Genomic DNA, 22,990 nt, shown 5'->3' with positions numbered 1-22,990 from the left:
CGAATAACAAAAGGTTGCTCTGATGGATATCACCGAACTGCTGGCGTTTAGTGCCAAACAAGGCGCATCTGACTTGCACCTCTCGGCGGGTTTGCCGCCGATGATTCGTGTCGACGGCGACGTGCGCCGTATTAACCTGCCGCCCATGGAGCACAAGCAGGTACATGGCTTGATCTACGACATTATGAATGACAAGCAGCGCAAGGACTACGAAGAATTTCTGGAAACCGACTTCTCGTTCGAAGTGCCCGGCGTCGCCCGCTTCCGTGTTAACGCCTTTAACCAGAACCGCGGCGCCGGCGCCGTATTCCGTACCATTCCTTCCAAAGTGCTCACCATGGAAGAATTGGGTATGGGCAATGTGTTCCGCGATATTTGCGCCGTACCGCGCGGATTAGTACTGGTAACCGGGCCGACCGGTTCGGGTAAATCGACCACGCTCGCAGCGATGATCGACTACATCAACGACAACAAATACGAACACGTACTCACCATTGAAGACCCGATTGAATTCGTACACGAATCCAAAAAATGTTTGATTAACCAGCGTGAAGTCCACCGCGATACTCACGGTTTTAACGAAGCACTACGCTCGGCGTTGCGTGAAGACCCGGACATTATTCTCGTCGGTGAGATGCGCGACCTGGAAACTATTCGTCTCGCGTTAACTGCCGCCGAAACCGGCCACTTGGTATTCGGCACCCTGCACACCACCTCCGCCGCCAAAACCATCGACCGTATCGTGGACGTATTCCCCGCGAACGAAAAATCCATGGTGCGCTCAATGTTGTCGGAATCGCTGCAAGCGGTAATCTCACAAACCCTGATGAAGAAAAATGGCGGCGGCCGTGTCGCGGCCCACGAAATTATGCGAGGCACCTCGGCGATCCGTAACCTGATCCGCGAAGATAAGGTCGCGCAAATGTATTCAGCAATCCAAACTGGCGCATCGCTCGGTATGCAGACCATGGACCAGTGTTTGGCCGATTTGGTTGCGCGACGTATCGTCAGCCGCGACGCGGCGAAATCGAAAGCCAAGTTCCCGGAGAACTTCTAATAGAAGGCCCTGAGAATTTCTAATTACGAAAATGTTTAATCCTGTTTTATTTTTTGCAGCACAATTTTTCAATAATTTTTAAGGTGCATTGTTATGGATTTTGATCGGTTATTGTCCTTGATGGTAGAAAAAGGCGCGTCGGATTTGTTTATCACCGCCGGTGTACCACCCTCGATCAAAGTCCATGGCAAGGTCGTGCCCGTGACTGCTACACCCTTGGCACCGGAAAAAGCGCGCGAGCTGGTGCTGAGCGTGATGAATGAAAAACAACGCACTGAATTTTTGGAGAAAAAAGAACTCAACTTTGCGGTTAGCGCACGTGGTATTGGCCGCTTCCGTGCCAGCGCATTTTATCAGCGCAACCTCGCCGGCATGGTGTTGCGCCGCATTGAAACCAAAATTCCGCAGATCGATGAACTGGGCTTACCAGAAATTGTTAAAGAGCTGGCGATGACCAAACGCGGACTGATTATTTTTGTGGGCGCGACCGGTACTGGTAAATCCACATCGCTTGCATCCATGATTGGCCATCGCAACCAAAACTCCAAAGGCCACATTATTTCTATCGAAGACCCGATTGAATTTATCCACCAACACCAAGGCTGCATCATCACCCAGCGCGAAGTGGGTATTGATACGGAATCCTTTGAAGTCGCCCTGAAAAATACCTTGCGTCAAGCACCCGATGTGATTTTGATTGGTGAGGTGCGCTCGCGCGAAACCATGGATCACGCCATCGCCTTTGCGGAAACCGGTCACTTGTGTTTGTGTACGCTACACGCCAACAATGCTAACCAGGCGCTCGACCGCATCATTCACTTTTTCCCGGCGGATCGCCATCGCCAATTGTGGATGGATTTGTCGCTCAACCTGAAAGCGATTGTCGCCCAGCAATTAATTCCCACACCGGACGGCAATGGTCGCCGCGCCTGTTTGGAAATTATGATCAACACCCCACTGGCGCAGGATTTAATTCGCAAGGGTGAAGTATCAGACTTGAAGGAATTGATGAAACGCTCCACCGAGTTGGGCATGCAGACGTTCGATCAGGCACTCTACGCACTCTATGACGCCGGTGAAATCACCTACGAAGACGCACTGCTACACGCCGACTCACCCAACGATTTGCGCTTGATGATCAAGCTCGCATCGGAAACAGATTCCAATTACCTGTCCCACGCAGCAGATAGCTTGTCGATTCAATCCGACGATCAAAATAATCGCGGCAAGATGTTTTAAATCCCTCCCGGCCTCACTTTGCAAAAGGGAGGAGCAAGCAGACGCCCCTCTTTGATAAAGAGGGGGCAGGGGAGATTAAAAACTTTAATTTCGTTCAAACCAACTTTCCAAAATTAGTCGCGCGGCAATCGAGTCCACAGGGTTGAGTTTGTAATGACGCGAACCGCCCTGCTCCATCACCTCACCTTTGGCTTCAAAACTGCTTAGGCGTTCATCCACCAATTCTACTTTCACACCAAAACGACCATGCAGGCGATTGGCAAATTTGCGCGCGCGCGTGCTTAATTCGCTCTCGCTGCCATCCATATTTAACGGCAAGCCAACCAATACCAAATCGGGCTGCCATTCTTTCAATAATTTTTCAATTTGATTCCAGTCGGGCACGCCATCTTTGGCTTTTAACTGCGCCTGGGCATTGGCAGAGCGGGTAATGGTTTGACCGGAGGCAACGCCAATATTTTTGGTGCCGTAATCAAACGCAAGCAGGGATTTAATCGTCATGAATGAGAAATATCGATCAGGCGTGGCCGGCGGTACTGGCAATTAAATTGACATCAATACCCAAGGCCTGCGCCGCCGCAGTCCACCGCTGTTCGAGCGGGGTGTTGAAAATAATATCTTTATCTGCCGGTACCGTTAACCAGGAATTAGCGGCAATTTCTGCCTCCAGTTGCCCTTCACCCCAACCGGCATAACCCAGTGCAATCAGCGAATGTTTGGGGCCGCGTCCTTCGGCTAGGGCGGCAATAATATCGCGCGAGGCGGTGAGACTAACCTCCGGGGAAATTTCCAGGGTCGATTGCCATTTGGTATCCGGACTGTGCAACACAAATCCGCGCTCCGGTTGTACCGGGCCCCCGCTCATGACAATTTGTCCGCCCAATTCGGATTGATCACTGAGCGCCATCTGTTCAAAAATTTCTTTGAGCAGCATGGGCGTCGCCATGTTGATCACCACCCCCATAGCGCCCTGTTCACTGTGCTCGCAAATGTAGGTCACTGTGTGCGCAAACGAGGAATCATTAAGCCCCGGCATGGCAATCAGGAAATGATCGCGCAGGCTGCCGGGTGTTAGCTCGTCAATGTCGGTAGCAAAATCAGGTTTATCGTTCATGAAAACAGTATGAGGCCAAAGGAAGGTAAAACAAGCGCGGGGGGTAAATTTATTCGCGCCGTCAATTCGCCGAGGTAGTGATTGCCGCGTCTCTGCCGGTGATTTCAAAATTCCAGGTGCGGATGATTTGCAGCCGATCAGCTTGCTTGCGAATCTCGGCAGGAAATTGGGCAAAGGGGGCAGATAAGCGCACGATTTGACGTGCAGCATCGTCCAGAATGCGCTGGCCGGACGACTGTAATACTTTAATTTCATAGATGGTGCCATCGGGGTTTATCACCACCGACAGACGCAAATGCCCGGTAATTTTACGGCTCAGCGCCTCCTTGGGGTAATTGCGGTTGCCCACCTGTTCCACCTTGGTACTCCAGTCATGCAGGTATTTGGCATCAAAGGATTCTTTGGTGGATACCGACGTCAGGGTACGCACCCGCGGGCGTTTGGCGTATTCCTGACGCTGCTTGTCCAGCTTGGCCTGAAGGCTGGCAATCTCGGCCGACACCATGAGCTGGTCCTCCGCCAAGCCTTCACGCTGCTGCGACGCCGTGCGCTCATCCGGGTTCAATGTCACTTGGGCAACGTGGGTACTGCGGGATTGGGTGGTCACCAGTTGCTGCTCTTTGAGCTGCTGGGTGGCGGATGCCTGTTGCGGTACCGGATTCACATCGCGCACCTGGGTATCGGCAAACTCGGCCTGACGCTCGGTGGTCAGTTGCTTGGCCTCATCCAGCGTACCGCTGGCCTCCTGGTTGTGCTGGGCCAAAAAGTCAGCGTCATCCGGCGCGCGCGCGGCCTTGTGGGTTGCGAGGGTAATTTCAATCGTCTGTGATTTATTGCTGTGATCAGGCAATTTAAAACTGATCCCCAGGATCAATAACGCATGCACCACTATCGCCAGGAAAAAGGTAAAGCTCAGCCGATCACCGCTATCAACCGGCGATGCAGCCAAGGCTTGTGGTTCAACGGCAAGGGCCTGATTCATGCTGCTAACTCTGGATTTTTTCACCGGCGGCCGTCTATTGGTGTTATTGACAAGGGAGCCGCTTAACGGGGCACTAATTTACGCTCTATGGCGTCGATAAGCCGTGACCCAATTCCGGTGTTATAGGCCTTGTCGATTTCGCGCGCGCAGGTCGGGCTGGTGACGTTGATCTCGGTGAGGTACTCCCCAATCACATCCAGCCCTACAAACATCAAGCCTTTGGCCTTGAGCGTAGGTGCCACTTGCGACACGATCCACAGGTCTTTTTCGGTCAAGGGCTGGGCCACGCCCCTGCCACCAGCGGCCAGATTGCCACGGGTTTCACCCTGGGCAGGAATACGCGCCAGGCAATAGGGCACGGCTTCGCCATCCACAACCAAAATGCGCTTGTCGCCTTCGCTGATGGCGGGGATGTAGCGCTGCGCCATAATCAATTGCTGGCTAAACTCCGTCAGCGTCTCAAGGATCACTCCCACGTTAGGGTCGTCCTGGCGGCAGCGGAAAATACGGCTGCCACCCATACCGTCGAGCGGTTTGAAAATCACATCGCCGTATTGCTTGTGGAAGTCGCGCAGGCGCAGCATATCGCGGCTGACCAACACCGGCGGGCAACACTGGGGAAACTGGGTAGCGAAGATTTTTTCATTGCAGTCGCGCAGGCTGCGCGGATCATTCACCACCAATGCACCCTGCTGCTGCGCGGCTTCGAGGATATAGGTGCTGTAAATATATTCGTTATCAAACGGCGGGTCTTTGCGCATCAGGATCACATCGAGATCACCCAATTTCTTATCTTCCTGCAAACCCAACTCGTACCAGCTGTCGCCATTGTCAGCAACGAACAAATTGCGGGTACTGGCGCGGGCTTCGCCCTGCAGTAAATAAAGATCCTTTTGCTCCATATAGTGCAAATCCCAGCCGCGCTCCTGCGCGGCCAGCAGCAATGCCAGGGTGGTGTCTTTATAGAAGGTAATATCCGCAATGGGATCCATCACCACACCGAGAGAGATAGCCATAGAGAGTGCTCAACTAAAAATGCTGGAAAGTGGGAGTTGCCACCGGCGCAAAAACCCTGCGCGGAACCACGCGGAGGCTAAAGTTAATGTCTGGGTGGAATTAAAGCAAGGTTATTGCCGACAGTTTCTACCTCTCAAATGATTATAAAAACGGAATGGATTACTCATATATTCAACTAGTTATGGCGAAAGCTTAAAAACTATGTTAAAAGTTTGCCTCCACTTGTGGCGTTATTTTGACGCCTGCTTGGCAGGGGACTATCTAGCGCGTCCGTAGATATCAATCATCCAACGCGTATATCTGGCAATTACGGTAATAACAAAAGGCAAGGTCAGAGTATGGAAGTAACTTACGAAAGCCTCAAAGTGATGGTTATCGACGACAGTAAAACCATCCGTCGCACGGCTGAAACACTGCTCAAAAAAGCAGGCTGTATGGTGATTACCGCCACCGATGGCTTTGATGCCCTGGCGAAAATTGCCGACACCCGCCCTGACATCATTTTTGTCGATATTATGATGCCGCGCCTCGATGGCTACCAAACCTGCGCCCTGATTAAAAATAATAGCGAATTCAAGACCACACCGGTCATTATGTTATCCAGTAAAGATGGCCTATTCGACAAAGCCAAAGGGCGTATTGTCGGGTCTGACCAATACCTCACCAAACCCTTCAGTAAAAGCGAATTGCTGGGCGCCATTGAAGCGCACGTCAAGCACTTGAAAGCATCCTGATGGGCAAGCTCCGGCCTGCGTCGGAGCACGTTTTTTGGTTGTTATCCCTGTGCGATCAAACGCCATACGCAGCAAGGTCAGACCGGGGCTATCATCCAGTAATTATTGATGACTACCGCAGCACTGCGGTCTACCTATATATGTTTTTGGAGCATTTATGGCCAGAGTATTGATTATCGACGACTCACCCACCGAAACCTACAAGCTCACCAGCATGCTGGAAAAAAATGGCCATGTGGTAATGACGGCCGACAATGGTGAAGCCGGCGTTGCTATGGCGCAAAAAGAACTGCCCGATGTGGTGCTAATGGATGTGGTCATGCCCGGCCTCAATGGCTTCCAGGCGACACGCCAATTGTCCAAAACCCCCGAAACCGCGCATATTCCGGTGATTATCGTCACCACCAAAGACCAGCAAACTGACCGTGTCTGGGGAATGCGTCAGGGTGCCAAGGCCTATTTATCCAAGCCGATTACCCAGGAAGTACTGATGGCGGCCATGGCCGAAGTATTAGTTTGATCAAAGGATAGCGTTGTCACCATCCAGGAATGATGAATAGACAATAACAACAAGCATCATCCACTGACTAAAGGCTTAACCAGGCCAGCAATCTCTGTGTTGATGCACGACAGTTATGGACAGAGATATGTCAGAACCACAGGCCGCGTTTCAGGCCCTGCTCACATTAGCCCAGCGCAGCCGGGCCGCCGCGCGCGGTTTGCCGGCACAGGCGGATATTCGTCCGCACTGGAGCGGTATCGGTTTTTCCCTGATGGGTAGCTACTTTGTTGCCCCTATCGGCGAAGTATCGGAGATGCTCGAAGTTCCCAACCATACCCACCTGCCCGGCGTTCAGCCCTGGGTCAAGGGCGTCGCCAACGTGCGCGGCCGCCTGCTGCCGCTCTTTGATCTGGCAATGTTCTTTGGCGATCGCCTGGGCAGTTCGCGCAAACACCGTCGCGTATTAATTCTCGAAACCGAAACACTCTATTCCGGCCTCATCGTCGATCAGGTGTTTGGTATGCAACATTTTCCCATGGATGAATATACCGAGCAGGCCGGCGCTGTCCCCAGTGCCATCCTGCCGTTTGTCACTGGTAGTTATCCTCAGGGAGGCGAGCGCTGGTCGCTGTTCAGACCGGCATTGTTGGCCGAGGATCCGCGTTTTACCAATGCGGCCAAGTCGTAGTAGATTCACAATCGCAAGGCAATATCAGGCTTTTTGACCCACGCAAAAAGCAACGTGGACAGAAAAAATAAAACCGAATGCTGGTGTAGGAGTGCTTAGATGAAAACTGATTCAAAAATTGCCGCTTTTCGGGCAAAGCCAGCGACAGTCGTCGCCACGGCCTTGCTGGTAGGCTCATTCGTGGCGGCGGTCGTGCTGTTGGTGTTAATCAACCAGGGCAAGACCAACGACCAACGCTACTTGCAACAGGCGAGTGACTTGCGTGCGCAAGCCTATCGTCTGACCTCCCTGGCGCGTGACGCAACCTCGGGCGATGAAAAAGCTTTTGGCGAGTTGAGCGGCGTGGTGAGCAGCATGAGCAGCACTTGGGATATGTTGCGCAGCAGCGATGAGCGCACTCGCAAAGCACTCAGCAGCGAGTTTGATAACTTTGGCAGCACCTGGAACCGTGTGCAGAACAACGCCAAAGATATCGCCACCAACAAAGAGTTGATTGTATCGCTCAACAACGTGGGTAATACCCTGAATGATAACCTGCCCACCCTGCAGACCGAACACAACAACATTGTGGACATACTGCTGGAATCCGGCGCCCCTGCCGATCAGGCCATTCAAGCCCAGTTGCTGTCCTGGCGCGCCGAGCGTATCGGTCGTAACGTGGATAAAATGCTGCGCGGTGACGCCGATGCCGGCAATGCAGCCGACCAGTTCAATCGCGATGCCAACTTCTATGCCCGCGTACTGACCGCCATGAAAGAGGGTGACCCCGCACTGCGCATCAGCCGTGTATCTGACCCGCAAGCGCGCGCCAGCCTTGACCAAATCACCCAACTGTTTGATGGCGTAAGCAAATCGATTCAGGAAATGGTGGATGGCTCAACCAACCTCACCCGCGCCCGTCAGGCATCTGATGCACTCTTGGTGGATACGCCACAACTGCTGCAAGGTCTGGCCAGTATCTCCGATAAGCTGACAGTGCAGGCGGACAATCGCCCCTTTGTAAACAATACCTGGGTTATTGTGTTTGCCGCTATCACCCTGATTTCCTTGTTCTACCTCGGCTTTAACCAGTATCGCGGCGCCCGTAAACGCGCGGACGAAACCACCGAAACCAACGAACGTAACCAGACCGCAATTTTGCGTCTGCTCGACGAACTGGCTGACCTTGCGGACGGTGACTTGACCACCACTGCCACCGTAACCGAGGATTTCACCGGTGCGATTGCGGACTCTATTAACTTCACCATCGACCAGCTGCGTATTCTGGTAGCGCGAATCAACGAAACCGCGGTAAACGTATCGGCCGCTGCGCAAGAAACCCAGCAAACTGCATTGCATCTCGCCGAAGCATCTGAACACCAGGCGCAAGAAATTGCCGGTGCATCGGCGGCGGTAAATGAAATGGCGGTGACCATTGACCAGGTATCTGCCAACGCCGCCGAATCAGCAGCGGTAGCGGAACGTGCGGTATCTATCGCCGGTAACGGTGCGAAAGTGGTACAGAACACCATCCACGGGATGGATACCATCCGTGAACAGATCCAGGACACCTCCAAACGTATTAAACGCCTCGGTGAATCGTCACAAGAGATCGGTGATATCGTAAGCTTGATTAACGACATTGCGGACCAAACCAACATCCTCGCACTTAACGCCGCGATTCAGGCATCGATGGCCGGTGACGCAGGCCGCGGCTTTGCGGTGGTAGCGGACGAAGTTCAACGCCTTGCGGAACGTTCCGCCGCTGCGACCAAGCAGATCGAAGCGCTGGTAAAAACGATTCAGAACGATACCAACGAAGCGGTAATTTCGATGGAACAAACCACCTCTGAAGTGGTGCGCGGTGCGCGCCTCGCACAGGATGCGGGTGTGGCACTGGAAGAAATTGAAAACGTATCGTCAAGCTTGGCGGAATTGATCCAGAACATTTCCAACGCCGCGCGCCAACAGGCATCGTCGGCGGGTCACATCTCCAACACGATGAATGTTATTCAAGAGATTACGACCCAAACGTCTGCCGGTACTTCTGCTACCGCGCAGTCGATTGGTAACCTCGCGGAAATGGTACTCGACCTGCGTGAATCCGTAGCGGGTTTCAAACTGCCGGAAGAGGATATGTCCGAAGGTCGCGCCAATGCGGCACGCAAAGCCATGGCCACAACACCGGCCATGGAGTTTGACAGCAATACCGATGTTATTGATTTGGATGAAGAGTTGTTGCCTAACGACGACATCTTCGCCAACGCCTCAAAAGCCTGATAAGCAGTCACCGCCAGCCCCGCTGGCGGTGCAGCCAGTAACTCACAGAAAGCACCTATGGCCTGGTCTTTACGCACACTACCGACACTCAACCAGGATCAGTTCGCCCAATGGGGCAAACTGCTGGAGGAGCGCACCGGTATCCAGCTTGTATTCCAGCAGAAAGCCTGGCTGGAATCACAGATCTACGCGCGTTTGCGCGACATGGGTTTTGAGGACTACGACAATTACTACCAATTTGTGGCCGAAGACAGCATAGATTCAAAGCTCGAATGGGCGCGCTTGATCGACCGCATTGCCGTTAAAGAAACCAGCTTTTTCCGGCACCGCGAATCCATTGAATATGTGCGCAGCTACTTGCAGCAACAGATCAACAACCAATCGCTGCAAGGCAGTTTTGATGTCTGGAGCCTGGGCTGTGCCACCGGTGAGGAGCCCTACTCCCTGGCGATGGTGGTGAATGACTGTTTTGAGTTAGCCGCCATCAGCCCCTACTACGGCATCACCGCGATGGATATCAGCTCGTCGGCATTGGCAGCCGGTCGTAAGGGTCGCTATAGCAAACGCCGCACCGAACAGGTAAAACCGGATGAGGCTAAACGCTACCTGCAAACCTGCACCGACGGCAGCTATGAAGTGGTCAGCAAATTGCGCGATCGCGTCTGTTTTACCCAAAGCAATATTATCCACGCACGCCAGTTACCCCAAGTGAGTGTGGATGTGATTTTCTGCCAAAACCTGTTGGTGTACTTCCGCCGCTGGCTGCGCCGCGATGTATTGAATGCACTGGTGGAGCGGTTAAAACCGGGCGGACTCTTAATTGTCGGCCTGGGTGAAGTAATGGACTGGGAACATCCCGAAATGCAGCGCACTGACGATGATCAAGTGCAAGCCTACGTTCGCCTTAATCACTAAGGCAGAACGCTAAAAGTCGCACCGAGCGAGAATAACGAGAGGAAAGCTCTGCATGGCAGATAATCGTAATTTTGCCGCCCTGGATTGGTTGATCCATGAGATCAGCGAAACGCTCAAAGAAGCGCGTCAATCGCTCGAAAGCTATGTTGAAAACCCCAAAGACGCGGCGCGTATTCGCTTCTGTCTGACCCATATCCATCAGGTACACGGTAGCCTGCAGATGGTGGAGTTCTATGGCGCCGCCATGCTCGCCAGTGAAATGGAACAGCTCACCCAGGCGATGATCGCCGGCACAGTGGCCAATAGCAACGAAGCGCAAGAAGTACTCATGCGCGCGATTTTGCAATTTCCGCTCTATTTGGATCAGGTAAAAGCCACCCGCAAAGACAACCCGCTGGTGGTATTACCGCTGCTCAACGACCTGCGCGCCGTGCGCGGTGAAAGCCTGTTGACCGATACCAAGCTGTTTGTGCCCAACCTGACGCCCGCCAAAAAAGTCAGCGGCGCACGTTTGCCGGTAACTAACGACAATGTGCAGTTCCAGGCCATGGTGCTCAAGCTGCGCCAGATGTACCAATACGCCGCCTCGGGGTTTATTCGCGGCGTCAACCCGGAAGAAAACCTCGCCTATCTGCAAAAAGCCTTTTCCCGCCTGCAAAAGCTGACCCATGGCACCGCCCGTTTTGCCCTCTGGGATATCTGCCTGGCATTGGTAGAAGCGATTGAAATCGACGCGATCGAAATGAGTGTGGCGGTCAAAAACCTGCTGCGCCAACTGGATAAAGAAATCAAAGTACTCGCCGTGCACGGCACCAAGGCGCTGAACAGTTTTACCAATGATGAGCTGATCAAAAACCTGCTCTACTACGTGGCGCGCGCTGGTAAACACGCCCCCGGCTTCCCGCCCAATTCACAGCTGCAGCGTATTTTTGATACTTACCAACTGGAAGAGGCACTGCTGGAAGGTAAAGAGACCGGCGAAGAAACCCAGAATATGCTTTCAGTACCCGATGCCGATGCCATGCGCTCGGTAGTGGATGCGATCAAAGAAGAGCTGGGCCTGATCAAGAACAGCCTGGATATTTGCCTCGCCGGTGGCAATACCCACAACACACTCAACGACGCCCTACCCATTGTGAAGCGAGTCGCCGATACCATGGCGGTATTGGGCTTGGGCGATCTGCGCAAACGCCTGCTTGAGCAGGGCGCCGCACTGGAATTGGTGGTCGATTCCGACAGCCAGTTATCCGATGAGCAATTACTGGCCGTTGCCAGCCAAATCATCGCCATTGAGAACGCGCTCGACAGCCTGACAGAACACGGAGGCCAAGAAACCAGTGGCAACGACGAGGCCGACATCACCCTGAGCCGTGCCAAAGAATCGGTGCTGCGCGAGTCGCGTAACGGTTTGGAACACGCCAAAGACGCCATCATTGAATACATCGCCTCCCAGTGGAACCGCCAGCACCTGCAAACCGTGCCCACCACCCTGCGCGAAATTCGCGGCGGCCTGGAAATCATGCCGCTGCCGCGTCCGGCGCGTATCCTCGGTGCCTGCGCCCGGTTTATCGAAGAACAATTGCTGGAACAGGATGCAACACCCCAATGGTCAACCCTGGATACCTTGGCCGATGCCATCACCAGTGTTGAATACTATTTGGAGCGCTTGAGCAGCGGTGGTCGCAAAGAGGAAATCGACCTGTTGCTCACCGTCGCAGAAGAAAGCGTTGCCGGCTTGGGTTACGCCGTGGCCAAGGTCAGCAAAACCGAGCCGGATGAACCACAAACCGCACCTGCAGACAGCGATGTACAAGAGGCCGAAGCCGAACTCACGGCGGCCTATGAACAGGCCAGCAACCAGGACGCAGACGAGAGCAATAGCCGCGAGGATGAATCTACCTACCTCGAAGCCATCTATGCCAATGCTACTGCGGATGTACCACAAGCGAACCTTGAAACCATCGATTACAGTCTGCCCGGCGAGCCTGACGCACTCGCGGAATTACCCGATGAGCCGATCTCCGTCGCCGATGGCCTCGCGGAACACGAGCAGGATGCGGACGAGCCCACATTAATTGCAACCGCTAACGCACCGGTGATCGAGCGCGATAATGAAGACATAGACGATGAAATTATCGATATCTTCATCGAAGAAGCGACAGAAGTTACCGAAACCATCAACGAATACTTCCCGCGCTGGGCACAGAACTTTGAAGACAATAATGCCCTGATTGAATTCCGCCGCGCCTTCCACACCCTTAAAGGCAGTGGCCGGATGGTTGGCGCCAATGAAATCGGCGAGTTGGCCTGGTCGATTGAGAACATGCTCAACCGCGTACTGGACCACACCATCAGCCCGCAGGCGGTGCATGTCCGGATTATCGAGAATGTATGCGCCCTGCTGCCGGGCATGATTGCCGCCTTCCGCGACAATGAAGCCTATCCACAGTCCGAGTTGGCCGAAACCTATCGCCAACAGGCACATTCCCTCTCGCAAGGGATTATTCCCGCCGCATTGCAGGCCGAACTGGACAGCCAAACGCCATTTAGCATTCCACCCGTTGCAGCACCCGCCGCTCTTGTGGATGCCGATGAAACGCTGGCAGACGATGATGAGCCCGAGGAGATAACCCTTGCCAGCCTGCCAGTAAATGATGATGAGCTGGAAGAGCATCCGGATGAATATGTGGATGAGGATGGAGACGCACCTGACACCCTCGACATAACCGATGCGCTGGATCACGACGATGATCTGGTCGAGGCGGTAATTGACGAGCTGCCATTTGATGCCCAAGAGCAGGACCACACACAACTGGATAGTGACGCCGTGCCGGAAGCGCTGCCGCCACTGCTATTGATGAGCGAGTCCGCCGTTGAAAGTGCGGATGCAGATGACGACCAGGATGCGCAACTCTGGGATATTTTTGGCGCAGAAGCCATCACTCACCTGCAGGTAGTTGAAGAGTTTATTGCGCGTATGGAGGCAGAAGCCCCCATTTATGAGCCGCCGAGCGAAGAAATGCAGCGCGCGCTGCATACCCTCAAGGGCAGCGCCCACATGGCCGAAATCACCCAGGTAGCCGAATTGGCAACGCCACTGGAACGATTCGCCAAGGAATTACGCTCTTATCACGTCAATATCAACGACGATATCCTCCAATTGCTGCGCGATGCCGTCAGCTACACCCAAATTGCCCTGCAGCAAATCGAGGCGGGCGAAGCGGTAAATATTCCGCGCCTGCAGCAGTTTGTGGCGCGGGTGAACGAGCTGCGCGATATCCATGTCGCCCCACTGGTGCGCCAGCAAGAGCTGGATGAAAGCGGCAAACGCCCGGTAGACCCGGAATTACTCGCTATTTTTATGGCCGAGGAAATGAATCTGCTGCTGGATGCCGACAAGATTATCGCCCAATGGCAAGCCAACCCCGCCGATACGGTTGAGCTGATTCCCGTCATGGACGAACTGGGCAAGCTCACCAAAGCTGCTGCCCATGCTTACCTGCCTTCTATGGCGGAGTTGAGCGAAAAGATTCATAGCGTCTATGAAGCAATTATCGCCGACAATCTCAGCTGTTCGGCGCCAGTTTGTGACGCATTGAATCAGGCCCATGTGGCACTGTTGGATATGGTGGATGCCATAGCCGCTGGCCAGAACCTGAATGGTATTCCCGAGGCGATTAACGACGCCCTGGATGAATTGTTGAGTACCGAAGTCGTCACCCTCACCGCGCTGAGCAACGATGAAGTCGTCGCTATGGATGACGGAATCCCCTTAATGGAGGCAGTGGAAGAGGATTTAATCGACAGCGATGCGGTGGACTTTTATCCGGCACCCGTCAGCTATGATGCCTATGCCGCTGAACTGGCCTCTGAGGCCAGCGAGAGCGAAGACACAGACGACGAACTGCTTGATTATCCCATCGTCGAACTCACCGAGACCGAGGCTGATAGCCCGGTCTACGAAGCAGATTTGGTTGATGAACTGCCGCTGATAGACGCGGTGGTTGATCTGGCGCCCGAGTCTGTTGTGATCACACTGGATAGCGCTGATGCCATTGATGAGGATTTTGATCCAGAAATCGTGGAAATCTTTATTGAGGAAGCGGGCGAAATCCTTGAGGAAATCGATGGCTCACTCAATGAATGGCAAGACGACTGGAACAATAGCGATTGCGTCGAACAGCTAAAACGTTCCCTGCACACCTTTAAAGGTGGTGCTCGCTTGGCTGGACTGATGGAATTGGGTGATCTCTCTCACGACTTTGAAACCATGCTGATCGAGATGGATCAGGACGCCGAGCTGGATCAGGCCTTCTTTGGTCGCCTGCACGACTTCCAGGATCGCCTGCACGCAGGTGTTGAGCTGGCCAGCAAGCGCCTCAACGGTCAGCAACTTGTGGTGGAGCAACGCCAACCTGACGCGCAATCTGCACCTGAGCTGGCGATACCGCTGCTGGATAACAGCATCGATGCACCGGCTGACGATCTGGTTGATACTACTGCGTTCAGCAACAACTCGGCAGATACCGACGACTTACCCGCCTACAGCAAACCCACGGTAGTGGTTGACAATACCCGCGCCGAGCAAATTCACGCCTTTGAAACCCATGGCACACCGAGCGAAAAGCCCAATGTGCTGACCTTTGCGCCCAAAGCCAAACCCGCCACCGGCAACCTGCCACAAATTCCCGGCAGCGAATACGGCGGCGGCCTGCGCTCGGGCAATACCGGCCCCGCACAGGTACAGCATTTGGCCGCGCGCCGCACCGGCCCGCAAGAAGTGGTCAAAGTCTCCGCCGAATTGCTCGAAGAGCTGGTTAACCTCGCCGGTGAAACCTCCATCAGCCGTGGCCGTATGGAGCAGCAAGTCAGCGACCTGAGCGGATCGATCGAAGAGATGGACGCCACTATCCAGCGCTTGCAGGAGCAGTTGCGTCGCCTCGATATCGAAACTGAAGCCCAGGTGTTGTTCCGCCAGGAGCAGATGGCGCAACACGAAGAATTCGACCCGCTGGAGATGGACCGCTACTCGCAGTTGCAGCAGTTGTCGCGCTCGCTGATCGAATCCGCATCGGACTTGATGGACTTGAAATTCACCCTCGCGGACAAAACCCGCGATACCGAAACCCTGCTGTTGCAACAATCGCGCATCAACACCGACTTGCAAGAAGGCCTGATGCGCTCGCGCATGGTGCCCTTCTCCCGTCTGGTGCCGCGTTTGCGCCGGATCGTGCGTCAAGCCGCGACTGAATTGGGTAAAGAGGTCGACTTCGAACTGGATAACGTTGAAGGTGAACTGGACCGTAGCGTATTGGAGCGCATGGTCGCCCCGCTGGAGCATATGCTGCGCAACGCCGTCGACCATGGTATTGAAATGCCCGATGAACGTATCGCGGCGGGCAAGAACCCGAACGGTCGTATCCTGCTCACCCTGGGCCGCGAAGGCGGCGATGTTATCCTGCGCCTGATCGACGACGGGCGCGGTATCAACCTCAAGCGCGTACGCGAAAAAGCCATTGAACGCGGATTAATGGCCGCTGATGCCCAGCTCAACGATCAGGACGTGATTCAATTCATCCTGCACGCTGGCTTCAGCACCGCTGACAAAGTGACCCAGATTTCCGGTCGCGGCGTGGGCATGGACGTGGTGCACTCCGAGATCAAACAGCTCGGCGGCGCCATGTTTATCGACTCCAATTGGGGGACTGGCACTGAATTTACCATCCGTCTGCCGTTTACCGTGTCGGTGAACCGCGCACTCATGGTACAGATTGGCGATGACCTCTACGCCATTCCGCTCAACTCCATTGAAGGTATTGTGCGCGTCAGCCCCTTCGAGCTGGAGCACTATTACCAGGACGATAGCGCCCGCTTTGACTACGCCGGTGAACAGTATTTGGTGCGCTACCTCGGCAGCTTGCTGGATTCCAGTGCCCAACCGAAACTCGACGGCCAAATGCTACCCCTGCCCGTGGTGCTGGTGCGCAGTACCGAACACACCGTTGCACTGCAAGTAGATCGCCTGCTTGGCTCACGCGAGATCGTGGTGAAAACACTGGGCGCCCAATTCAGCGCCGTGCGCGGTGTATCCGGCGCCACGGTGATGGGCGACGGTAGCGTGGTAGTCATTCTGGACCTGCACGCCATGATCCGCGAGCAATTGGCCCTTGGCCTGCAAAACGCGATTCAGCTCGAACCCTTCGGCCTGTTGCCGCTCAAAGACGAAGACATGAGCGAGAAAACCGTCATGGTGGTGGATGACTCGGTAACGGTACGCAAAGTAACCAGCCGCTTCCTTGAACGCGAAGGTTTCCGTGTTATCACCGCCAAAGACGGCGTAGAAGCCCTGCAAGTATTGCAAGACCACATGCCGGATGTGATGTTGCTCGACATCGAAATGCCGCGTATGGACGGCTTTGAAGTCGCCAAAAATATCCGCACCAGCTCGCGCCTGAAGGATCTGCCGATCATTATGATCACCTCGCGCACCGGTGAAAAACACCGCGAGCGCGCCTTCAGCCTGGGCGTGAACAAGTATCTGGGTAAGCCGTATCAGGAAGATCTGCTGCTGAGCAATATCCAGGAATTGCTGCATATTCGCGCGAAATAAGGCACACCGGCTATGCTGCGCTTGGGGTTACTGGTGGATAACACCGCCAAACAAAAAGCCTTGGCGCAGCTGGTCGCACAAGCGGGGCACAAGGTCGGATTAAGCTGGGTGCTGGACGGCAGCGCCCAACCGGACAAGGATACAACCCTGGATGCCTGGCTCGTGGATATCGCCGAAGAGAGCCATGACGACCAACTGTTGGATGATTTATTCGCCCAGAGCCGCATCCCTATTATTCTGAGCGACAGCAGCGAATTCCGCATCGGCTCCGAGGAACACAATGCCTGGCTGCGTCGCACCGGCATGCGCTTGCAGCGACTGCGCAGCGACATCAACCTGCAGCAGAGCACACCCGCCAGCGAACTCTGGCTGCTCGCCGCCTCAACCGGTGGTCCGGCGGCGGTAAAGCGTTTTTTGGCAGAGCTGCCCGCCAATTTGGGCATAGCGTTTTTGTACATACAACATATCGATGCCCAGCAAGCCGTCACGCTCAACCGCATGATGAGCAATGCCGGGCACTATCCGGCAATGGTGGCAACACAGGGGCTGGTACTGGCCGCCAACAGCCTGACGCTCATCACCGCGCGCGACCCGGTGGAGCTACTGGATAACGGCACCTTGATGCTCAATTACGGCCAACAGTGGAAAGGCAGCTACGCGCCCTCCATCGATCAAGTCGCTGCCAACGCCGCGCGTATTTATCGCGAGCGCTGCAACCTGATTATTTTTACCGGTATGGGGGATGATGGCGCCGCCAGCTGTCGCCTGATCAAGCAAGTGGGCGGCAAAGTGTGGGCACAAAGCCCCAGCGACTGCACCAGCGACTCCATGCCCGTTTCGGCGCTGGCTACCGGTTGTGTCAGCCTGACAGGCTCGCCCGAGTATCTGGCCAGGGCCTTGGTACAAACGCGTCAGACCACCAACCATAATTAATGAAAGAACCATCGACTGCAGGACATTATTTTCATGAGAGCGCCACAACGCATTGAGAAAAAAATTGAAGAAGTCGCCAGCCTGCTGATCCCGCTGCAAGGCCGCATGCTGCTCGCCCCCAACGTCACCATCGCCGAAATCGTCCCTGTCGCCCAGGTCATCCCCGTGGAAAATGCGCCCGCCTGGTACCTGGGCAATTGCACCTGGCGCGAGCAGACCATCCCCCTGCTCTCCTTTGAAGTGATGAACGGCGAAGACAAACCCGGCGTCGCCCAGCGCTCGCGTTTTGCGGTGATCAACACCACCGGCGTCAACGAATCCCTACCCTTTATCGCCATCCTCACCCAGGGCCTGCCACGCCTGGCCCGGGTCACTGAAGAGGAAATCACCGAGCGCGAAGACATGGACAACAAACCCTTTGAACTGATGCACGTCTCCTGGGCGGGCGAAGAAGCGGTGATCCCCAATGTGGAAGCCATGGAACGCGCCTTTCTCGACTACCTGCACCACGACCACTAACTCACCTCGGACAACAGGTGCCCATTGCAGGCACCTGCACACACCCTATGAACGACCTGCTTATTGAAGACCTGCAACTTGGCGACGGCAAAACCGTCGTCAAAGGCGCCCTCATCACCACCCACTACACCGGTTGGCTCGAAGACGGCACCGAATTCGACTCCTCCCACCGCAAAGGCAAACCCTTCCAATGCGTCATCGGCACCGGCCGTGTGATTAAAGGCTGGGATCAAGGCCTGATCGGCATGCAAGTCGGCGGCAAACGCAAACTCCACGTCCCCGCGCATTTAGCCTACGGCGAACGCCAAATCGGCGCACTGATAAAACCCAATTCGAATTTGGTGTTTGAAATCGAATTACTCGAAGTTTTGACAAGGGACGATTAACACTCAGTGACTTGATGCGAGCAGCGTAGGGCTGGGCTTACGAAACATTGCTACGAGTTACGCTTATTAGCTTTTATGATTCGCAGATCATCTGCTGCCGCCAGTGAAACCCACTGCAATGTTCTGGTTTCCGAAGATATACAACACTCGCAAAAATTTGGCGACCTCACTATTAGCTATCCCTTTTAAAAACTCCACGTAATGTGATGTATTTTACAAATCATCAGCTATATTGGAAACTTGAGCCATTGAATGGAGACAGAAAATGCAGATGAATAACAATCAACGGCAGTTGCTTCCAATGATTTCCTCGAATATGCAAAATACTATACCAAAAAACATGAACAATAAGATGAGGGTTGTTGCTGGAGCTATTTTTTGAGCGTGCGTTGTAGATATCTATAGTTGCATGAAGCTGCTAGAAGCAGAATTAAGTTAAGCTAGCCGATTTATGATCATAAAAATATTAACGCCTTCAAAGCGAAACACGCAATATTTTCTACTAATGTGAAAATGAAAAAACAATTCACCCTCAGAGGAGAAAGTGATGTGAAAGTTACGATTATTTTATAGAAGAAATGGCAAATACGCCGCCCTGCAGATTAAAAGCACAATCGAAATGCAAAAATTCAACTCACATCTTACAGTATGACTTTATATAGCTTTGTTGCGTAAGAGCATGAAGAGGTAAAATATTGAAAAAATCATTGCGGCTACTTTTTATTTGAAGGACAAAAAATGGAAAAATTTATTGATTTACTAGACGGCGGCCCCATTTTAAATTTCTTATTTCTGATTATTGCTTTATTAAGCCTTATTTTCACTTTTATTTTTTACACAAAAACAAAGAGAGAAAGAAAGCTTGTATATATCTATAAAAACTCTCCTTTAATAAAAAATTCATTATCTTCTATTAATGGATTAAGCATTCAATATATGAATAAAGATATAGACACCTTGACATTAACTAGATTTAGCATTTGGAATCAAGGAAAAGAAACAATCCATAATGGCGACATCGCAAAATCTGATCCGTTGGTAATAAAATTTATTGATGAAGGAATAATTTACTCTGCTGCGATATTAAAAATTAACAACAGCACTAATCAAATTTCCATAGAGCTTATTGATAATAAAATTTATATTAACTTCGAATATCTCGGTTTCGGAGATGGATTAGCAATAGATATTTATCATGGCGTCAAATCAGATAGAAAAATATCGGTGTGTGGAACAGTAAAGGGAGGCGAAAAAATAACTAACGCTGAGAGCACCCATTATGAGTTGACTGATAAGGTTCTCTCCTTTCTCTTTCCTAGCTACTGGGATAAAGAATTTAATGAGTTTGGATTTATAGACAAAACATTCATAATTATTTTACTTCCTCTTGCCATTGTAATAGCTATAACATTAATGTCAGTAAATTGGGTGATCAAAGGCTTTGGCATGAACAAACCACCCTTCTATGTCGAAGGAGAGAAATTTTAATAAAAATATATATTTACAGATTGATAAATTTTATAAAAAATATCTTGTTTAAGTGGCACGTAGGTTGAGCAGCCATGCCCAACCTACTTAAACGCTAACTTCCACTTCCGGCCGAAAACAGCAAAAAATTAATTATGAATAAAATGAATGAATTTGTTTTGTGGCTTTATTTAATCGGAACGGTGATTATTATTAAAGGCGTGCTTCGTGGAGGGTTGGTAGACGGATTTCCGGTAATCCTAATTGGCGTAGGCTGCATAGTTGCAGCCAACTATATTGGTAAGCTCACCAGGCGATTTTAATTTTTCGGTTGTTACGCAAGCATTTCAATTAAAAAGACTTTGCATAATGCATCAACTGAACCACCCTATTCCGTAGCAGGCTCGCGCGGTATTCTCCGCGTGAAATAGCAGATGAAGAACCAAAATCGATATTGTTCCAAGTGCTGTCAATAAACACGAACTCAAGGTCACGGTATTTTAACCAGCTGACTTGTGATGTTTTGAGTTGTTTTTGTGTATCCACCGGAAGATTCTTGCGGAGGGTTTTGTAAACCCTATTGAGTTCTTTATCTAAAAAATCTTGATAGTTTGCGTAGGCTATTGAAAAGTCAGTGGTGGTATTGGTTGGTTTTTGGATTGCTGCAAGAAATGGTTTTTCGCGAAGTTCAAATTCGGCCAGTAAATCCGGTGCGTCGGGGTTATCAATTGCGAAGGTCAGGTTGCTAAATAGCACTAAGGTAAGTGCTGCAATGCTTAACCATGAGTAGTGAAGTTTCTGCATATTAATTCTCCATAGCATGGTGGATATATTTGTGTATCGTATTTTCATAATTATAGGTCGTACAGAGTATTTATAGTTGCCGGAGTTTCCTATGTGTGGAACATTTTAGGATCAAGGTCAACGATTAAAAATAAAAACGCCGCATGCATTAACCCATGCGGCGCACATAACTTTTTTACATCAATAGATTTACAACAGCTCGATAAGGGCAACAAGTTGTAGTTTTCCATCCGTCATTGCAAAAACCGCAAATCCCCCCACTAATATATCATCGATAATTTGTGCCTCAGCATATACATGATATTTAGAGTTAGCTGATGACAATATGATAGGTGCGCGGTTAGCACTCTCTGTTGTCCCCCTTAAACTTTCTTTCAAATAGGGCGCCCATCTATCAAAATTCGAAGTTTCAACGTCAGCAGCTAAAACTTGTCGAGATATAGCCTTGAATGATTTAACTGGTAGCTCCTGAAATTGAATACGAATGCTATATGGAATTTGGTCTTTTATAGGGAATTGGAGTTTTGCATTAATTTTCTTTGGGTCTATGCGCTCGCTTAACTCCGGCCCTCGCCCCCCAAGAGTTCCAGACGTAAATTTCCTAACCAAATGGATTCCCTTGGGGTTTGCCAAATTAATAAATAACTCTACATTCTTCTCGGAAACCGCATCTGAAAAGGATTCGAATACGGCATCTATATCGCTACTGGATGCAATATGATTGGGATCTCCAGCAGGATAATATTTTTTTTCGGCACTGCATCCACAAGCAAAAAATACGAATGTTAAAAAAACAAATATTCGAGCAATCATATTAATTTCCAAGATTTCATAATTGATTTAAGTAATTTAGCGTAATTGGGATCTGTCGCGTATCCCGCCTCTTGCAAACCATCAGCCCATTCTTCTGCATCGGTAGTTTTAAAAAGAAATTTATATATGCCGTTGTCCTTTAAAAACTGGGTGCGTCCGCTAATAGATTCTGAAAAATTATGGTATGCCTTAAATTTGGCAATAATTTTAACTCTCTTATTATCTAACACTTCATGTGTATAAACCGATACAAAGCCTGCAGGCCCAATACCCTTTATACCAAATAAATTGTAACTGTATTGCTTTGTATAGAGATCCGTTGGGACAGCTTTTCCAAAGCCGGTCTCAAGAATGGCTTGTGCTGTGGTAATTGCGGCTGGAATTTTTGATGTGAGCTCCTCCTTTTTAGCCTCCTCAAATACTTGCCGAACAAACTCACTTTTAGACAAGGCACGAAGATCTTTATTTGCATGCTCGCCAACATTCAAAGCTTGGGCTTTGTGAACAGGTTCACCGGCAAGAACCCCATACTGAATACGATTGAATTGTTGATAGACGCCAGTCAACAACAGATCTAAATCATATGTCGGCGACCACGCATTGGTTATAGGTGTTTTTATGTTAGGCAGCTTGGTTGCTGTATTTATTACAGCATTCAGTTTTACGATAGTTTTCCCGCCCGGGTCTATACGTCCATCAGGGGCAGTCATACCAACGGCGACACGCTGAAATTGTCGAATAGCGACTTTTGTTTTACGGCCGGCAATTCCATCTTCGGCCAGTGGAGGCAGGGGCGCTAAAATATTGTATTGCATTATATTATTAAGCGCTTTCTGAACAACCCGAACATCGGACTCTCTGTTTTTGGCATTCTCGCCAACTGAGGCAATAATTTTTATTTCCATGAATGATCCCTATTTTATCCAACTATCTTTAGCTCGCTAATTTCTG

19 protein-coding genes are annotated in these 22,990 nt (G+C 51.6%); 12 read left to right on the top strand and 7 right to left on the bottom strand.

All coding sequences use genetic code 11. The features are described 5' to 3' along the window. Positions 1-22 precede the first annotated feature (22 nt). A complete protein-coding gene (locus B0D95_RS15300; protein ID WP_078044709.1) occupies positions 23-1,057 on the top strand; it encodes a type IV pilus twitching motility protein PilT in 1,035 nt (344 codons plus the stop codon). 93 nt (positions 1,058-1,150) lie between these two features. Further along, entirely contained in the window at positions 1,151-2,296 is a 1,146-nt protein-coding gene (locus B0D95_RS15295) for a PilT/PilU family type 4a pilus ATPase (protein WP_078044708.1), read from the top strand. 84 nt (positions 2,297-2,380) lie between these two features. Here B0D95_RS15295 and ruvX read toward each other — a convergent pair whose 3' ends face one another. From ruvX to gshB, 4 genes are all read right to left on the bottom strand, one after another. Then, entirely contained in the window at positions 2,381-2,797 is a 417-nt protein-coding gene (ruvX, locus tag B0D95_RS15290; RefSeq protein ID WP_078044707.1) for a Holliday junction resolvase RuvX, read from the bottom strand. A 16-nt stretch (positions 2,798-2,813) separates the two neighbouring features. Continuing rightward, the gene (locus tag B0D95_RS15285; RefSeq protein WP_078044706.1) at positions 2,814-3,410 is read right to left on the bottom strand and encodes a YqgE/AlgH family protein; all 597 of its coding nucleotides are present in this window, start codon (positions 3,408-3,410) and stop codon (positions 2,814-2,816) included. A 61-nt stretch (positions 3,411-3,471) separates the two neighbouring features. Further along, positions 3,472-4,392, bottom strand: coding sequence for an energy transducer TonB (locus B0D95_RS15280; protein WP_168172465.1), 921 nt, complete (start codon positions 4,390-4,392; stop codon positions 3,472-3,474). 62 nt (positions 4,393-4,454) lie between these two features. Next, positions 4,455-5,408: a glutathione synthase gene (gshB, locus tag B0D95_RS15275; protein WP_078044704.1), complete on the bottom strand. Its 954-nt coding sequence runs from the start codon at positions 5,406-5,408 to the stop codon at positions 4,455-4,457. Positions 5,409-5,747: 339 nt separating this feature from the next. Between gshB and pilG the strand changes: the two genes are divergently transcribed. The 10 genes from pilG to B0D95_RS15225 all read left to right on the top strand — a co-directional run bounded on the left by pilG (position 5,748) and on the right by B0D95_RS15225 (position 20,443). Then, positions 5,748-6,143 carry a twitching motility response regulator PilG gene (pilG, locus tag B0D95_RS15270; RefSeq protein WP_007639219.1) on the top strand — a complete coding sequence of 132 codons (396 nt, stop codon included), beginning with the start codon at positions 5,748-5,750 and terminating at the stop codon, positions 6,141-6,143. A 157-nt stretch (positions 6,144-6,300) separates the two neighbouring features. After that, positions 6,301-6,663 carry a twitching motility response regulator PilH gene (pilH, locus tag B0D95_RS15265; RefSeq protein WP_078044703.1) on the top strand — a complete coding sequence of 121 codons (363 nt, stop codon included), beginning with the start codon at positions 6,301-6,303 and terminating at the stop codon, positions 6,661-6,663. 127 nt (positions 6,664-6,790) lie between these two features. Then, positions 6,791-7,333, top strand: coding sequence for a chemotaxis protein CheW (locus tag B0D95_RS15260; RefSeq protein WP_078044702.1), 543 nt, complete (start codon positions 6,791-6,793; stop codon positions 7,331-7,333). Positions 7,334-7,432: 99 nt separating this feature from the next. Next, positions 7,433-9,592 carry a methyl-accepting chemotaxis protein gene (locus tag B0D95_RS15255; protein ID WP_078044701.1) on the top strand — a complete coding sequence of 720 codons (2,160 nt, stop codon included), beginning with the start codon at positions 7,433-7,435 and terminating at the stop codon, positions 9,590-9,592. A 57-nt stretch (positions 9,593-9,649) separates the two neighbouring features. Then, the gene (locus B0D95_RS15250) at positions 9,650-10,507 is read left to right on the top strand and encodes a protein-glutamate O-methyltransferase CheR (protein WP_078044700.1); all 858 of its coding nucleotides are present in this window, start codon (positions 9,650-9,652) and stop codon (positions 10,505-10,507) included. Positions 10,508-10,559: 52 nt separating this feature from the next. Next, positions 10,560-17,117, top strand: coding sequence for an Hpt domain-containing protein (locus B0D95_RS15245; RefSeq protein ID WP_078044699.1), 6,558 nt, complete (start codon positions 10,560-10,562; stop codon positions 17,115-17,117). Between the two features lie 12 nt (positions 17,118-17,129). Next, positions 17,130-18,050, top strand: coding sequence for a chemotaxis protein CheB (locus tag B0D95_RS15240; RefSeq protein WP_078044698.1), 921 nt, complete (start codon positions 17,130-17,132; stop codon positions 18,048-18,050). Positions 18,051-18,083: 33 nt separating this feature from the next. Beyond that, positions 18,084-18,569, top strand: a complete 486-nt coding sequence (locus B0D95_RS15235) for a chemotaxis protein CheW (protein WP_078044697.1) — start codon at positions 18,084-18,086, stop codon at positions 18,567-18,569. A gap of 47 nt (positions 18,570-18,616) precedes the next feature. Continuing rightward, positions 18,617-18,955, top strand: a complete 339-nt coding sequence (locus B0D95_RS15230; RefSeq protein ID WP_078044696.1) for an FKBP-type peptidyl-prolyl cis-trans isomerase — start codon at positions 18,617-18,619, stop codon at positions 18,953-18,955. A 738-nt stretch (positions 18,956-19,693) separates the two neighbouring features. Continuing rightward, positions 19,694-20,443 (top strand): hypothetical protein, encoded by a 750-nt coding sequence (locus B0D95_RS15225; RefSeq protein ID WP_078044695.1) that lies wholly within the window; start codon positions 19,694-19,696, stop codon positions 20,441-20,443. Positions 20,444-20,773: 330 nt separating this feature from the next. On the opposite strand, the gene B0D95_RS15220 is transcribed toward B0D95_RS15225, so the two are convergent. From B0D95_RS15220 to B0D95_RS15210, 3 genes are all read right to left on the bottom strand, one after another. Continuing rightward, a complete protein-coding gene (locus B0D95_RS15220; protein ID WP_168172464.1) occupies positions 20,774-21,226 on the bottom strand; it encodes a lysozyme inhibitor LprI family protein in 453 nt (150 codons plus the stop codon). Between the two features lie 189 nt (positions 21,227-21,415). After that, complete coding sequence (locus tag B0D95_RS15215) at positions 21,416-22,039, bottom strand: hypothetical protein (RefSeq protein WP_078044693.1); 624 nt, start codon at positions 22,037-22,039, stop codon at positions 21,416-21,418. Then, positions 22,036-22,944, bottom strand: coding sequence for a glucosaminidase domain-containing protein (locus B0D95_RS15210; RefSeq protein ID WP_078044692.1), 909 nt, complete (start codon positions 22,942-22,944; stop codon positions 22,036-22,038). Before B0D95_RS15210 ends, B0D95_RS15215 begins: the two co-directional genes overlap by 4 nt. Between the last annotated feature and the right edge of the window lie 46 nt (positions 22,945-22,990).

The sequence above is a fragment of the Cellvibrio sp. PSBB023 genome (genome assembly GCF_002007605.1).
Taxonomy (GTDB): Bacteria; Pseudomonadota; Gammaproteobacteria; order Pseudomonadales; family Cellvibrionaceae; genus Cellvibrio.
The sequence above is the reverse complement of the archived record's forward strand: the minus strand, read 5'-3'. Positions and strand labels throughout refer to the sequence as shown.